Raw genomic sequence first — 13,830 nt, 5'->3', positions numbered from 1 at the left:
TGGAGCCTGCGCTGTTTCATCGCTTTGCTACCTTGGCAGGCCGCCGCCGGTACTGAAGTAGCATTTGCGCGCTCTACGCCGTGACCAAGAATGGGATAACCACTATCGGTGTATGGGGTGCGGTGCGTGATCGAACAAACAGGCGAGGTGATACGCACAGCGATGTCCGAGGCCCGTGACGTCGAAACGGTGGCTCAGGACCTGGCGCGCCAGTTGATCCATCCGCATCTGGGTTTCGTGCTGTTTTTCTGCTCGGCCGAATATGACCTTCCAGCGTTGGGCGATGCGCTGAAGCAGTACTTCGGCGGAGTGCGGGTGGTGGGTTGCACCTCGGCGGGCGAAATCACTTCCCAGGGCTACGGCCGCAGTTGCGTGACGTCCGTCGGTTTCGATCACCGCAGCTTTTCCATTGCCAGCGAGCTGATCGTCGAAATGGACCGTTTCGGCCTGATCGACGCCCAGCAATTGGTGGAGCGTCTGGGCAGCGATTGCCGCAGCAACTCGCTGGCGCCGATCAAGGACCACAGTTTCGCCCTGACGCTGCTGGACGGACTGTCCAGTCGCGAGGAGATCGTCCTCTCGGCGCTGAGTGCCGCCTTTGGCAGCATCCCGCACTTTGGCGGCTCGGCCGGTGATGACAATCACCTGACCGATACCCACGTCTATTACGACGGCAAATTCCACAACGGGGCAGCCGTCGTGGTTTTGATCAACACCTGGCTGGATTTCGAGGTGTTCACCACCCACCACATACTGCCGCGCGGCGAGAAGCTGGTGGTGACCGAGGCCGACAGCCACGCCAGGCGCGTCTACGAGCTCAATGCCGAACCGGCGGCCGAGGAGTACGCACGGCTGATCGGGGTGAGCGTGATCGATCTCGATCACCGGCTGTTCGCTGCGCACCCGCTGGCGGTGCGCATCAATGAGCACTACTACGTGCGCTCGATCCAGAAGGTCAACGACGACCTTAGCCTGACTTTTTACTGTGCGGTGGAGAACGGCATCGTACTCACCGCCATGCGTCCAGGCCCGCTCATGCCAAACCTCGAAGCGCTGTTCGAACGCCTCGAGCAACGGCTCGGCACGCCTTTGTTGACCATCGGCTGCGACTGCTTTTTGCGGCGGCTTGAGATCGAGGCCGACGGGGCCACGGAGCAAACCTCGGCTTTTCTCCGACGCCAACAGGTGATCGGCTTCAACACCTACGGGGAGCAGTTCAATGGCATGCATATCAACCAGACCTTCACCGGAGTTGCCATCGGTAGGCCTGGAGGGCGGGGCGCTCGCTGAACTGCTGAAGCGCCACGCCGAACTCGAGCGCGAGAATGGCAAGCTACGGCGCATCAATACCGCGCTGATCGAACGCATCGAATCCAGCGGCTCCGGACGTGATGCCTCCTATGCCGCGTTTCAGCATTCGGTCGAGCTGGCTGAGCAGGTGCGTGAGCGCACCGATGCGTTGAACCAGGCGATGGCTGAACTCAAGGCCAGCAACCGGCTTCTCAGCGATGCGCGGCTGCGGGCAGAAACCGCACACCAGCATCTCGTCGATGCCATCGAGAGCATTTCCGATGCGTTCGTGCTGTTCGATAAGGACCAGCGCATCGTGCTGTTCAACAAGCGCTTCAAGTCGATCTGGAGCCGCACGCGTACACGCATCCACAGCGGCACGCGGCTGGCCGAGGTGCGAAGGCTGGCGGAAAACAGCGGGCTGATCGCCGAGGAGCATCGCGGCAAGGGCAACGAGCCAACCGTCTACCGGCTGCATACCGGTCGCTGGGTTCAGGTCAGCGAGCGGCCGACCCGCGAAGGCGGGCTGGTGATGCTCTATACCGATATCACCGAGGTCAAGGTCAGCGAAACCATGCGCCGCGAACAGGCCTTGGCTCAGAAATCGCGGCTGCTCCAGCGCGCGGTCGACAACCTCTCCCAGGGGGTGGCCATGATCAGTGCGGACGGCAGCCTGGAATTGTGGAACGGGCGTTTTCTGGAGCTTTGCGGGCTTGCGCCGATCGAGGCGAACCGGCCATTCGAGGAGGCAATGGCCGACAGCGAACTCAGGCTGCTGACGCCCGATACCCGTGACGCCAACGGCCAGCCGTTGGGCGAGCTCGAACAGCACCTGTTCGATGGCCGCACCCTGGAAATCCGCACCCATCCATTGCCCACCGGCGGCTTCGTCAATACCTTCACCGACATTACCGAGCGCTACCAACATGCCGAGGCGTTGCGCGAAAGCGAGCGCTGGATTCGCCTGATCACCGATCATGTGCCGGCATTGATCGCCTACGTCTCGGCGGATTTGACCTACGAGTTCACCAACAAGGTCTACGAGGAATGGTATCGCTGGCCCAGCGACGGCATGCTCGGCCAATGCCTTCGGGAGATACACAGCGGGGAGCACTGGCAGCAGCTCGAGCCGTATATCGAGCGCGCAATGTCGGGTGAGAGCGTCAGTTTCGAAATGGCCGAGCCCAACCACTCGGGCCAGCAACGCTACATGCTGCGCTCCTACGTACCGAACCGGCAGCCCAACGGCGAAGTGGCCGGCATCTTCGTGCTGATCCAGGACATCACCGACCGACGCCGAACCGCCGAAGCCTTGCATCAGGCCTATCAGAACCTCGAACAGCGGGTTCGTGAACGGACCGCGGAGCTGACCAGCCTGAACGAGCAGCTGCTCTGCGAGATCGACGAGCGCGCCCATGCCGAAGCGCGTCTGCGTGAGGCAAAGCGTGAGGCGGAACTGGCCAATCTGTCCAAGACCAAGTTTCTCGCCGCGGTCAGCCACGATCTGCTGCAGCCGCTCAATGCCGCGCGGCTGTTCACCAGTGCACTGCTGGAGCAGCCTGCTGCGCCGAACAGCGGGCTGATCCGCAACATCAGCAATTCGCTGGAAGACGTGGAGAACCTGCTCGGCACCCTGGTGGATATTTCCAAGCTCGACGCTGGCGTGATCAAGCCGGATATCGCGCCCTTCGCCGTGAGCGAGCTATTGGAAAACCTGGCTGTGGAGTTCCGCCAGGTAGCCAGCAGTGAGCAACTGCAGCTGGACTTTATTCCATGCTCGGCGCTGGTGCGCAGCGATATTCAATTGCTTGCGCGGATTCTGCGCAACCTGCTCACCAATGCGATTCGCTACACACCCCAAGGCCGTGTGCTACTCGGCTGCCGGCGCCATCGCCAGAGCCTCTCGATCGAGGTCTGGGACACCGGTGTGGGGATCGCCGAAGATAGACTGGAGGAGGTCTTTCACGAGTTCAAACGTGGCGAGGGGGTACGTCCCAATCAGGACCGTGGTCTCGGCCTCGGTCTGGCGATCGTCGACAAGATTGCCCGCATGCTCGGTCACCGCATTCTGGTGCGCTCGCAGCCGGGACGTGGTTCGGTCTTCACCATCGAGGTACCACTGTCCAGACGCGCACCGACAGCCCGGTCGGAGCCGACTACCACCGATTTGCTGCTGGAGCGACTCAAGGGCGCGCGCGTTTGGGTAATCGACAACGACACCGCAATCTGCGCCGGTATGCGCACCTTGCTCGAAGGTTGGGGCTGCATCGTGATCACTGCGCATTCCGAAGAAGACCTGGCGGGCCAGGTCGACAACTTCCATGCCGACGCCGACCTGATCATCGTCGATTACCATCTGGATAACGGCTGCAACGGCGTTGATGTGGTCGCCACTGTCAACGCACGCCGCGCCAGTCCGTTACCGGCCTTGATGATCACGGCCAACTACAGCAATGAGCTCAAGCAGCAGGTCCGCGAGCTGGGGCACATGCTGATGCACAAGCCGGTGCGACCGATGAAACTGAAGACCGCGATCTGTCACATGATGGAACATGGGAGTTCGTGAAGTGGAGGCCAGCACTTTCGCGAGCGAGCTCGCTCGCGAAAGGTACCTTGCGCGTGGGAATCAGCGGCGCAGATAGGCGGTGAAGTCGATGTCCCCCGCCGAAAGGATCGCCTGTACCCGGTTGTGCACGTTGAGTTTGCGCAAGATTGCCGAAACGTGCGCCTTGACGGTGGTTTCAGCGATATCGAGGTTGTAGGCAATCTGCTTGTTCGATTCGCCCTTGGTCATGCGCTCCAACACCAGCAGCTGCTTGCGAGTCAGTGCCTGGAGCAGCTCGGGTGGGATGGTCGGTTCGTTGTGCTGGGCGCGGCGAGTATTGGCTTTCTGGCTGCGGATGACGTCCGAAGGCAGGTAGACATTGCCGTTGAGAATCTGCTCGATGGCATCGGTCATTTGCGCGCGTGGCGAGGACTTGGTGATGAAACCGCAGGCGCCATAAGTAATGGCCTGCAGCACGATCTGTTTGTCCTGTTCGGCCGAGACGATCACCACCGGAATGGTCGGCGCTTCGTTGCGCAGGTTGATCAGCCCGTTGAGCCCATGCATGCCGGGCATGTTCAGATCCAGCAGCACGAGGTCCAGATCGTCGTTTTCCAGCGTGATCGCCAGCGCGCTGTCGAGGTCGGCGGTTTCAAGAATGTCGCTGCCTGGAAAGCCGTCGCGGATGACGTTGTGGATGGCTTCGCGGAACAGCGGGTGGTCATCAGCAATCAGTATCTTGTACATGGCCGGTCACCTCATTGTTGTGATTATGGTGGGGTGGATCGGAAAAGGCCTTCGTTCGCAGCTTCGATCGTCCAGCGGCAGGGCGTTGCGCTGAATCGGTTTCTCAGGGAGCGGCCGTCGGTACCCGGGCGTGCCCAGCCCTCGAAGTAATCCACCGCGGCTGAGACGAAGGCGTTGGCGGCGGCGGCGAACGGCGCGCAACATCAGTACTTCGATCGGCCACATTACAGAGCAATGAGCGCCAATTGGGAATCCTACAATCGACAGGAAAACCAGTACCAAAGTAGTAGCTGTTCAGGCCGCACGACGCAGCGCGGCGTGCTGTGGGTTGAAACTGAGTACGGCAAGGAGGCTGAACAGTAGCGTCAGGCCGAGGCAGACCGCCAGCGCCGTCGGATTGAGCCGCTCATAGAGCGCATGGCGCACCAGTTCCACCGCATAGGTGAACGGATTGAACGAGCAGATCCAGTACAGCCATTCGTTGGCCTCACGCATTTTCCACAGCGGATACAACGCCGAAGACAGGAAAAACATCGGGAAGATGACGAAATTCATCACCCCGGCGAAGTTCTCCAGCTGGCGGATGCCGTTGGACAGCAACAGGCCGAGTGCGCTGAGCAGCAAGGCCACCAGTAGCAGCGCCGGAAGGGCGATCAGCAGACCAGCCGCTGGCGGCTGTACCCCGTAGAACCAGGCAATCATGAGAAAGGCGTAGACCTGCAGCAGCGAGATCAGGGCAGTCGCGAGCAGCTTGCTCGCCAGCAGGAAACTGCGCGGCAATGGGCTGGTGAGCAGCACCCGCATGCTGCCCATCTCGCGGTCATAGACCATCGACAATGAGCCCTGCATGCCATTGAACAGCAGGATCATGCAGGCCAGTCCCGGCACGATATACGTCTCGTAGGTGATGTAGGTGTCGTACGGCTCGATGATCGCAATGCCCAACGCCGCACGGAAACCGGCAGCGAACACCACCAGCCAAAGCAGCGGGCGCACTAGGGCGCTGAAAAAGCGCGAGCGCTGCTGGACGAAACGCAACCACTCACGCCAGACGATGGCGCGCAGGCATTCCCAATAGGCACTCATAACGATGGCTCCAGAATCCGGCGCGGGGAAGGGCAACAGGGGTTGATCACGGTGCATCAGGCCGCCGCTGGGGTGCGAGTGAGGCGAGCGAAGGTTTGCGCCAGGCTGCCGTCCGCTGCGGACAGCGAGCCGGCGCGCCCCTGGGCCACGAGGCCGCCGCGGTTGAGGATGATCAGCTCGTCTGCGGCCTGCACTTCGTCCAGCAGATGCGTCGTCCAGAGCACGCTCATGCCTTCGTCATGGCAGAGCGCCCGCACATGCGCGTTGAGTGCTTGCCGGCTGACCGGGTCGAGACCGGCGCTGGCTTCGTCGAGCAATAGCAAGCTGGGTCTGTGCAGCAGCGCACGGGCGATCTCGACCCGCCTCCGGTGACCGCCGTTGAGCTCACGCACCTTGCTGTTGCGCCGTTCGCCGAGCTGCTGGCGCTCCAGTTCGAGCTCGATGCGTTCATTCGCGAGGCTGCGCGGCATACCGTGCAGGGCCGCGTGGTAACGCAGGTTCTGCTGGACGCTGAGATCGAGATCCAGCGTGCTCTGCTGGAACACCACACCCAGGCGACGCAACGCCTCGCGCGGCTGGCTGCGCAGGCTGTAACCGGCCACGCGAATCTCGCCCTGTTGCAGATCGTAGAGGCGTGTGAGCAGGGCAATCAGTGTCGACTTGCCCGCGCCGTTAGGGCCGAGCAGTGCGGTGAAACGGCCGGCAGCAGCGCTGAAACCAATGCTCTGCAATGCCTGCCGCGCGCCATAGGCGAAGCCGATGTTTTCTACGTCCAGTGCGCTCATGGCGTGACCACCACACCCCAGGGATAGCGGCCGACCTTGATCGACTTGACCACCTTGAGCGTATCGACGTCGATCACCGAAACGTCGCCGCTGACGCCGTTGGTGGTCAGCAGCCGGCTCTCGTCAAGGTTGAACGCCATGTGCCAGACGCGTCGACCGACCAGCAGGTAGTCGAGTACCTCGTAGGTTTTCGCATCGACCACAGCAATATGGTTGGCCGGGCCGAGGGCAACGAAGGCGTACCTTCCATTCGAGCTGAGCTTGATGCCGACCGGTTGGACCTTGTCGCGGTGGACGCCCTTGATCTGGAAATTGATGGTCTTGAGGATCTGCCGCTGTTGGACATCGACCACGCTAACCGTTCCGCCGATCTCCGACGAAGCCCAGAGCACCTTGCTGTCCTTGGTGAATTCAACATGGCGCGGGCGCTGATCGACGAGGGTGTTGTCCACCAGCGCGTTGGTGGCGGTATCGATCCAGTGCAGCATATTGGTGGTTTCGCTGGTGTTGACCGCCCATTTGCCGTCCGGGCTGACGGCCATGCCCTCGGGCTCCACGCCGACATCGATCTGCGCCAGTACTTCTTCGTTGTCCACGTCCACCACGGTCACCAGGGCATCGTCCTCGTTGGAGATGTACAGCCAGCGGTTGTTGGGGTGCAGGGCGAATTGCTCTGGGTCGGCGCCGGAAGGTAGCTGTTTGATGATCCGGCGCGTGGCAAGGTCCATGACCTGGACGGTGTCCGAATCACTGGCGCAGATATAGAGCAGTTTGTTGTCATGTGAGAGCGCCAGGCCGCGCGGGCGCTGGCCCACCTCGAGCGTTTCCACCGTCTCGAGGGTATTCAGGTCGATCACGCTTATGCTGTCGTCCTTCTCGTTGGAGACGTAGGCGGTGGCGGCTAGGGTCGATCCGCTGGCGCAGATCAGCGTATAGGTGATGGCGGTGGCAAGTAGGGTTCGAATCATCTGAAAGCTCTCTTGTTGTTGTGTGGCGCACATCAGCGGATGTCGGAATCCGATTGCTGATCCATGTGTATCAGGTAGTCGTCGGCCTCGGTCTGGCCGCCCTTCGATGCGCTCATCAGCCATTCCCGAGCCGCCTGCCGATCGATTGCAACGCCACGGCCTTCAGCCAGTGCGACGCCCCAGTGATAACGCGCAAGGCTGACGTAGCTGGCGTCGTCCGGCTGCTGGGCGCCGCGCTTGAGCAATGCCGCGGCGCGTTCGAGATCCTTGTCGACGCCGCTGCCGCTCTCGTACATCTGCGCCAGCGAAATCATCGAGTAGATGTCGTCCCAGCGCCGTACACAGTCCTCGAAGATCTGCCTGGCTGCATCGAAGTTGCCGGTCTTGGCGGTGACGTAGCCGTACAGGCACTTGATCCGCTTGGGGCTATCGATATAGGCCTCGTAGCCCAGTTCGTCGGCTTGAATCGCCGCCGATCCTGCCGTCAGAAGGCTGCACAGCAGCTGAATCGCGAGACGGCGATTCATGATTTCGTCTCGCTCATCCGGCAGTCGCTTTCCGGTCGGTCGAAACCGAGCGTGTCCAGCTCGCTGGTGGGGTGCAGAAATCCATTTTGGGGCGAATTCGAGACCAGGCCACGCGCATGGGTTAGCGGTATGGGTTGGCGCAACTGGCCGTTCCACGGACGAAACGTCAGCTTCCGCCCCTTGAAGCCATCCACCGGTAACGTGTCGCTGAGCAGTACCTGGCGGATGGCTTGCGGGTCGGTTACGCCGAGTTTGGTGATGGCAGTGGCGACGCTGCGCACCCCGATCCAGGCGGCAAAGTCGCGGTCGTTCATCCAGCGGTCGGCGTGGGCTTCGAAGCGCTTCTGCAACTGCGCGGCGCCGTAGGTTTCCACCGTCTTGTGCCAGCCGGTCGGTGTCAGCCCCTGAGTCCCGACTACAGGCCGAGGCAGCCAGGTGTGATAAGGCACGTACTCGCCAAAGTCGCCTCGTTCGTCCGCTACAACCACGACGTCGTAGTCGTCGGCCTGGGTGAACAGCGGCATATCCGCCTGGGCGCTGCGGCGCTGGTCGTTGTCGAACGACCAAGGCTTTTCCTCGATGATCCTGTGGCCGAAGCGCTTGGCGGCGCGCCGTAGCGCCGCCGCATAGGCTTGATCCTCCAACGTCGGGCCGCTGATCAACAGCCATCTGTTCCAGCGACGCACGGCGAGAAACTGCCCCAGGGCGTCGGCCAGCATGCTGCGGCTGGGCAGGGTGTGCAGCACGTTGCCGAGGCAACGGGTAATGCGCAGTTCATCGTTGGCGCTACCGGCGTTGATCAGCAGGCTATCGGGTAACGTCTCGGAGAGTTGCTTGAGGCTGGCGGCCGGCGCGTTCACTACGAACAGCCGCAGCCCTTTTCCGTGCAGTCCGAGGGCCTCTTCAATCAGCTGATGCGGTGAGTCGCTGCTGATTGCCGTCAGCCCGTAGCTGTGCTTGAGGAAGCGCCCGGTGGTATTGCTGTCGTTGATTGCAAGCTCGGCGCCGCGCTGCCCGGCATCCTCGGGTTCCGGTATCACGTTGGACAGCAGCGGCCCTGGATCGGGGCGAAAGCCCAGATAGCCGATCTGCACGTCCAGCGCTTTGTCATTTGCCGTGTCGGCGTGCGTCAGCGAGGTGCAGCAGGCGAGCGCGATTAGGCAACCGACTCGTCGAAAATAAAAGGGCATGGGCGGCTCCTACGGCGTTGTCGCCAGCATAGGAACCCTGTTGATGCGAAGGAAATATGCAGAAAGTACCAGTCGCTGTGTACCAAGGTAGTAAATCGGCGTCTGGTTACGGCCAATAGCATAGGAACCGTCAACAACAACAAGAGCAGATTCCGATGCCTCCTTACAAAGCACTGATTCTCAACGTACTGTTTCTCGGCAGCCTGATTGGCTTCGACCAGGTGCACGCCGCCGGCGACCTGACCCTGCGCACCCAGGCTTTGCCAGACCTCAAGTTCGGCTCCGAAGAAACCGGCTACGCCGTGTCGCAAAAGGAATATCAGCTGGAAACCGGCGTTGCCTATCAGCTGAAGATCACTACGGACGGGCAAAAGGAATGCGCTTTTCAGGCGCCCGAGTTCGCGCGGTCGATCTTCCTGCGCAAGGTCGAAGCCGGCGGCGTGGAAATCAAGGCAGTCACGCTGGTCGAGCTGGAGTTCGAAGACGCTGGCGAGGCCGAAATTTTCTTCCTGCCGATCAAGCCCGGCCGCTACCCGTTCTACTGCAAGGGCCTGCAGAACAAAGGCATGGAAGGCATGTTCGTGGTCAAGTGAGTCACTCACCAATGAACTGTGCGGTGCGGGGCGTGCCATAGACATCGGTGCCACAACCAACCGCAACCGGGCGCTGCGCGAAGTCCGGCAAGATGGAGACACGAAGCATGATCAAAGCCAGCGTGATGTATCCCAATACCCCGGGTGCACGTTTCGACCACAACTACTACCGCGACAAGCACATGCCACTGGTGCAGGCCCGCATGGGCAAAGCTTGTCTCTACTACACGGTGGACAAGGGGCTATCTGGCGGCACGCCGAACTCGGCCGCCACCTACGTTGCGATGTGCCATATCTTCAGTGATTCGCTTGAAGCCTTTCAGGCCGGCTTCGGCCCGCATGCCGACGAAATTCTGGCCGATATTCCCAATTACACCGACCTGGAGCCGGTCATGCAAATCAGCGAGGTGGTGGTCGGTCACTGACATCCGTTGCAGCCCCGCGGCGCGGGAAATACGTTCTTCTCGGGGGCGGCTTCGATACGGTACAGCTGTTACGAGGCAGGATTCGCCTCGACCGCTCGTGGCACGTCGATCAACGCATCAGGCGCGGGTGACAGACCAGACCGCCGGAACGCCTATCGGGCACCCGAAATCAGCGAGTCCTGTGACCTGAACTTCCGGACGCCGGCTCCTTTCCTACCCTGTGGGTTCTCAGTGATGGAGTGACACACAGCGTTATGGCTCTTCTCGTTCTCGGTATCTTTCTGTTCCTCATGGTGGCCCTGGATATAGCTAAGACCACGCTGTCGATGCGCGGCGGAGGCAAGATCACCAATGCATTGTCGAGAGGCGTATGGCGTCTGTTCTTTCTTGCAGCGAGACGGCAAGGCGAATCCAGGCTGCTCGAATACGCTGGCCAATGTGTGCTGATATCGATCTTGCTCACCTGGATCGTCTGCCTGTGGCTGAGCCTGTTTCTAGCGCTCGCGTCTCACCCCGGCTCGGTAATCGACAGCACTACCAAGGCCGCGGCCGATCTATGGGAAACCTTCTACTATGCAGGCTTCACGCTCTCCACCCTCGGCGTCGGCGACTACTCGGCCTCCGGAGATGGCTGGCGCGTGCTGACCAGCGCCGCTGCGTTCTGCGGGCTGACGTTCATTACCGTGGCGATTACCTACTTCGTTCCGGTGCTCTCGGCCGTCAGTTTGCAGAACCAGCTAAGCATTATCGTCACGAGCCTGGGGCGGACGCCGCAGCAAATTCTGCTCAACAGCTGGAATGGTACGGATCTCTCTCGGTTCTACGACAGCGCCACTGGCTTGAGCCAGATGCTGGTGCAGCACACGCTCAATCACCATTCCTACCCGGTCGTGCATTGCTTTCACAACAGTGAGGCCAGCAAGAGCATTATCCCGGCGATCGTGACGCTGGACGAGACACTGCGCCTGCTGGATCGGGTCGACGTAGACCAGAACCGGCTGAAACGGAAGGTGCTGGAAGCGGCAATCAACCAACACCTCGATATGTTGAAGGCGAATTACCTGCGCCGTGTGTCGCCACAGGCGCCAGGTCCGGTGGTTGCGCTGGAGCCGCTGGAACATGCGGGCATTCCGCTGAAGAGGCCAGCGCATGTTGAGCAGGATGAGCGCCGCCGACTGCTTGGCGCATTGCTCGAGGCGGATGGCTGGAGCTGGGACGATGTGTTCGGCGCCGAACACCGCTCCAAGGGGGTATCGTGAGTGGCGCCGTGGTTCACATCTGATCGTAGCAGGGCAGGTCGTCGGTGATATCGAACCAAGGCGCCTTGTTGGCGACGTATATGTGCCGGGTGGGTTTGACGCCGGGGTCAGTGTCCAGCGTGCCCAGCGGAAAGCCAAGCACCTCGGGATGGGCATCGAAACGGGTAAATAGACTGGAACCGCATTCCGAGCAGAAGGCCTTGTGCTCACCCGGTGAGGACTCGTAGAACTTGATCGACTCCGCCCCGCTCAGGGTCTTCCAATCGCGGCTCGCCACCCGCGCACGGGTGCGAAACGCGGATGCATGTAGCTTGCGGCACATGCTGCAGTGGCAGTTCAGGACGTCGGTCAGCGGCCCGTCGATCTCGTAGGTGACGCGCTTGCATAAACAGCTGCCCCGTTGGGTCATGATCCATGTCCTCTGATCGATGTAAGAGAGAGCCAGGAGTGTAGCCGGGGTGGCGTTTGGCGCACCACGCCCTCACTCATATGGCTCAGCGGGAAACTGGATCAGGCAGAAGCCATTGCCGAAGGGATCGCTGAAGGTCACTAGGTCGCCCCAGGCGAACTGGCGTATGGGTGTCTCCTGAAGGGCTCCCGCAGCAACCGCACGCTCGCAGGCCATGGCGATATTCTCCACGACGAAATCCGGATGGACCGGCGTCCAGTGCCGACCAAAATTCCGGCTGGTTTTGTCTGTGGCAGTAGGTGGCGCACGTTCGGCATGCTCGATCAGATAAACCCTGCAGCAAGCACCCAGCATCTCGGCTACCGTTCCCTCGAACAGCGTGCGCGCATGACGCAAACCCAGTGCGTCACGATAGAAGCCGATCGCGCTGCCTAGATCGGCAACGTCGATATTCAACAGAATTTGCATGGCTCGCTCCATCACACCTGAGGTCGAGCATTTAAGACGATTCGATCTCCACCTCGCGCGGACCAGGCGTCATCACGCCGGACAGGCTGGAACGGCTGTCGCCGGAGCCCGCCCTTACCACGCTGAAGCTGCCATCTGTTTCGAGAATCACGGCTTCGACGTCATCCATCGCTGCGGAGCCGCTGGAGCGAATGGCCGAGCGCACCTCGTCTTCGGTGACGCGGGCGGCGCGCATCGCACCACTTAGCAGTTGGCCTTGGTAGAGCAGCAGCGCTGGCTCACCCGTTACCGCTTTGCGTACCCAGCCGGCACGAACGCTCGACCAGGTCACCAGATACTGCAGGCCGATCAGCAGCGCCAGCGCCAAGGTACCCTGGGCTAGCGACACGTTGCGATTCAGCAGGATGGTAGCGAAGGTCGAGCCCAGGGCCACCGTAACGACCAGGTCAAACGCGTTCATCTTGGAGAGCGTGCGCCTGCCGGAAACACGCAGCAGCACGATCAGGTTGATGTAGGCCAGCACGCCGACCACCAAGGTTCGAAACAGGGTCGACCAGCCACTGAAAAACATCCCCTCCACATTCACCTCCGGTTATGGCATCTGTGGAGTAGACGTCATCGAGGCGGGTGGGTTGCAAGCCAAAGGCAATAAGGGGCGGGCGGAGCCGGAGGACTCAGGGCTGCCGCTGCGGTCTGTCGACGATCCGCTCATACAGCGAAGCTGCTGCCTCGTCATCCAGCGCCAGAAAAACGTTCAGCGCGGCATAGGCGTCATTGGCCGCGTAATGCTGCTGGGCTTCACTCAGCGACCGGTTTGCCCAGTTGGATGTCGACACACTACGAGACTTGCGAAGACCGGCCGCCAGCACCGCCGCGACGGCGCCACGCAGCCCGACCTGTCCTTTCTTGCCGTGATAACGCAGCGTCGTGCCCAGATCCAGGTAATGCCGCAGTTCGATCCCCAGCTTGCTGCGCAATCGGCTGCGATCTGAGCTCAATCCAAAGCCGATCTTCAGGACCCGATCCGATTCCAGCACCGCTTTCGCCGCCTCGATGCAACCCTCCACACCCACTTGGAACAAATAGGCTTTTTCAGGCGTGGCGAACTGAATCAGATGCGGGCCGTTGGATAGCTCGCCGACCTTGAAGGTGGGTTTGGACTCGGTATCGAAGCCAACTTCGGCGTAGGCGGTGATTTCGGCAACAGCCTGAACGAACTGCTCCGGCGTCACAGGCGTGAGGATGCGGTCGAGCGGGAGGCCCTCGAAACGGGGAAGGGTGTCGATATCCAAACGCTGCGGGATACGCACTACGGTCATGGGCAATCGACTCTCGCGTTGGGTGGATGTTGACGGCACCCGCCTGTGAATAGAGCGGATGGACAAGGCCTGTTCGCTTCGCATCTTACGCGCTTCGCTCGGGCCGAAAGCGAGACTGGGTCTCCTGGAAGCGATCCGTTGCCTACTACCAAGGGAGGAGGTTCCGACAACCAAAGCAGGATTCTGCCACCACGGTTCCACCGCCAAGATGACCACCAT

At 61.2% G+C, this 13,830-nt stretch carries 15 protein-coding genes; 5 read left to right on the top strand and 10 right to left on the bottom strand.

Annotated features, from left to right (window positions below; genetic code table 11):
- Positions 1–162 precede the first annotated feature (162 nt).
- Together nosP and nahK are read left to right on the top strand one after the other, a co-directional pair.
- Positions 163–1,290, top strand: a complete 1,128-nt coding sequence (gene nosP / locus H3028_RS12055) for a nitric oxide-sensing protein NosP (protein ID WP_181297487.1) — start codon at positions 163–165, stop codon at positions 1,288–1,290.
- A complete protein-coding gene (nahK, locus tag H3028_RS12050) occupies positions 1,220–3,856 on the top strand; it encodes a hybrid sensor histidine kinase/response regulator NahK/ErcS' (protein WP_258237789.1) in 2,637 nt (878 codons plus the stop codon). Before nosP ends, nahK begins: the two co-directional genes overlap by 71 nt.
- A gap of 60 nt (positions 3,857–3,916) precedes the next feature.
- On the opposite strand, the gene H3028_RS12045 is transcribed toward nahK, so the two are convergent.
- The 6 genes from H3028_RS12045 to H3028_RS12020 form a co-directional block, all read right to left on the bottom strand.
- Positions 3,917–4,582 (bottom strand): response regulator transcription factor, encoded by a 666-nt coding sequence (locus H3028_RS12045; protein WP_181297249.1) that lies wholly within the window; start codon positions 4,580–4,582, stop codon positions 3,917–3,919.
- Between the two features lie 294 nt (positions 4,583–4,876).
- The gene (locus H3028_RS12040; RefSeq protein WP_181297248.1) at positions 4,877–5,668 is read right to left on the bottom strand and encodes an ABC transporter permease; all 792 of its coding nucleotides are present in this window, start codon (positions 5,666–5,668) and stop codon (positions 4,877–4,879) included.
- Between the two features lie 56 nt (positions 5,669–5,724).
- Positions 5,725–6,453 (bottom strand): ABC transporter ATP-binding protein, encoded by a 729-nt coding sequence (locus H3028_RS12035; RefSeq protein ID WP_181297247.1) that lies wholly within the window; start codon positions 6,451–6,453, stop codon positions 5,725–5,727.
- Complete coding sequence (locus H3028_RS12030) at positions 6,450–7,421, bottom strand: YVTN family beta-propeller repeat protein (RefSeq protein WP_181297246.1); 972 nt, start codon at positions 7,419–7,421, stop codon at positions 6,450–6,452. Before H3028_RS12030 ends, H3028_RS12035 begins: the two co-directional genes overlap by 4 nt.
- 32 nt (positions 7,422–7,453) lie before the next feature.
- Positions 7,454–7,948 carry a tetratricopeptide repeat protein gene (locus tag H3028_RS12025; RefSeq protein ID WP_181297245.1) on the bottom strand — a complete coding sequence of 165 codons (495 nt, stop codon included), beginning with the start codon at positions 7,946–7,948 and terminating at the stop codon, positions 7,454–7,456.
- Positions 7,945–9,138, bottom strand: a complete 1,194-nt coding sequence (locus H3028_RS12020; protein WP_181297244.1) for an ABC transporter substrate-binding protein — start codon at positions 9,136–9,138, stop codon at positions 7,945–7,947. Before H3028_RS12020 ends, H3028_RS12025 begins: the two co-directional genes overlap by 4 nt.
- A 155-nt stretch (positions 9,139–9,293) precedes the next feature.
- On the opposite strand from H3028_RS12020, the gene H3028_RS12015 reads away from it, so the two are divergent.
- From H3028_RS12015 to H3028_RS12005, 3 genes are all read left to right on the top strand, one after another.
- Positions 9,294–9,731 carry a copper-binding protein gene (locus H3028_RS12015; protein WP_181297243.1) on the top strand — a complete coding sequence of 146 codons (438 nt, stop codon included), beginning with the start codon at positions 9,294–9,296 and terminating at the stop codon, positions 9,729–9,731.
- 107 nt (positions 9,732–9,838) lie between these two features.
- A complete protein-coding gene (locus H3028_RS12010; protein WP_181297242.1) occupies positions 9,839–10,156 on the top strand; it encodes an EthD family reductase in 318 nt (105 codons plus the stop codon).
- Between the two features lie 254 nt (positions 10,157–10,410).
- Positions 10,411–11,415 (top strand): potassium channel family protein, encoded by a 1,005-nt coding sequence (locus tag H3028_RS12005; RefSeq protein WP_181297241.1) that lies wholly within the window; start codon positions 10,411–10,413, stop codon positions 11,413–11,415.
- Positions 11,416–11,428: 13 nt separating this feature from the next.
- On the opposite strand, the gene H3028_RS12000 is transcribed toward H3028_RS12005, so the two are convergent.
- The 4 genes from H3028_RS12000 to H3028_RS11985 form a co-directional block, all read right to left on the bottom strand.
- Positions 11,429–11,824 (bottom strand): GFA family protein, encoded by a 396-nt coding sequence (locus H3028_RS12000; protein WP_181297240.1) that lies wholly within the window; start codon positions 11,822–11,824, stop codon positions 11,429–11,431.
- Positions 11,825–11,896: 72 nt separating this feature from the next.
- Positions 11,897–12,292 carry a VOC family protein gene (locus H3028_RS11995; protein WP_181297239.1) on the bottom strand — a complete coding sequence of 132 codons (396 nt, stop codon included), beginning with the start codon at positions 12,290–12,292 and terminating at the stop codon, positions 11,897–11,899.
- A 31-nt stretch (positions 12,293–12,323) separates the two neighbouring features.
- Positions 12,324–12,872, bottom strand: coding sequence for a DUF421 domain-containing protein (locus tag H3028_RS11990; protein ID WP_181297238.1), 549 nt, complete (start codon positions 12,870–12,872; stop codon positions 12,324–12,326).
- 94 nt (positions 12,873–12,966) lie between these two features.
- Positions 12,967–13,830 (bottom strand): 3'-5' exonuclease, encoded by an 864-nt coding sequence (locus tag H3028_RS11985; protein WP_258237788.1) that lies wholly within the window; start codon positions 13,828–13,830, stop codon positions 12,967–12,969.

It is taken from the genome of Pseudomonas sp. Q2-TVG4-2 (assembly GCF_013620795.1).
In the GTDB taxonomy this organism is placed as follows: Bacteria; Pseudomonadota; Gammaproteobacteria; order Pseudomonadales; family Pseudomonadaceae; genus Stutzerimonas.
The sequence above is the reverse complement of the archived record's forward strand: the minus strand, read 5'-3'. Positions and strand labels throughout refer to the sequence as shown.

Bases quoted from the DNA above. Each gene is read 5' to 3' on its own strand.
- nosP (WP_181297487.1), top strand. From the start codon at position 163: ATGTCCGAGGCCCGTGACGTCGAAACGGTGGCTCAGGACCTGGCGCGC.
- nahK (WP_258237789.1), top strand. From the start codon at position 1,220: ATGGCATGCATATCAACCAGACCTTCACCGGAGTTGCCATCGGTAGGC.
- H3028_RS12045 (WP_181297249.1), bottom strand. From the start codon at position 4,582: ATGTACAAGATACTGATTGCTGATGACCACCCGCTGTTCCGCGAAGCC.
- H3028_RS12040 (WP_181297248.1), bottom strand. From the start codon at position 5,668: ATGAGTGCCTATTGGGAATGCCTGCGCGCCATCGTCTGGCGTGAGTGG.
- H3028_RS12035 (WP_181297247.1), bottom strand. From the start codon at position 6,453: ATGAGCGCACTGGACGTAGAAAACATCGGCTTCGCCTATGGCGCGCGG.
- H3028_RS12030 (WP_181297246.1), bottom strand. From the start codon at position 7,421: ATGATTCGAACCCTACTTGCCACCGCCATCACCTATACGCTGATCTGC.
- H3028_RS12025 (WP_181297245.1), bottom strand. From the start codon at position 7,948: ATGAATCGCCGTCTCGCGATTCAGCTGCTGTGCAGCCTTCTGACGGCA.
- H3028_RS12020 (WP_181297244.1), bottom strand. From the start codon at position 9,138: ATGCCCTTTTATTTTCGACGAGTCGGTTGCCTAATCGCGCTCGCCTGC.
- H3028_RS12015 (WP_181297243.1), top strand. From the start codon at position 9,294: ATGCCTCCTTACAAAGCACTGATTCTCAACGTACTGTTTCTCGGCAGC.
- H3028_RS12010 (WP_181297242.1), top strand. From the start codon at position 9,839: ATGATCAAAGCCAGCGTGATGTATCCCAATACCCCGGGTGCACGTTTC.
- H3028_RS12005 (WP_181297241.1), top strand. From the start codon at position 10,411: ATGGCTCTTCTCGTTCTCGGTATCTTTCTGTTCCTCATGGTGGCCCTG.
- H3028_RS12000 (WP_181297240.1), bottom strand. From the start codon at position 11,824: ATGACCCAACGGGGCAGCTGTTTATGCAAGCGCGTCACCTACGAGATC.
- H3028_RS11995 (WP_181297239.1), bottom strand. From the start codon at position 12,292: ATGCAAATTCTGTTGAATATCGACGTTGCCGATCTAGGCAGCGCGATC.
- H3028_RS11985 (WP_258237788.1), bottom strand. From the start codon at position 13,830: ATGGTGGTCATCTTGGCGGTGGAACCGTGGTGGCAGAATCCTGCTTTG.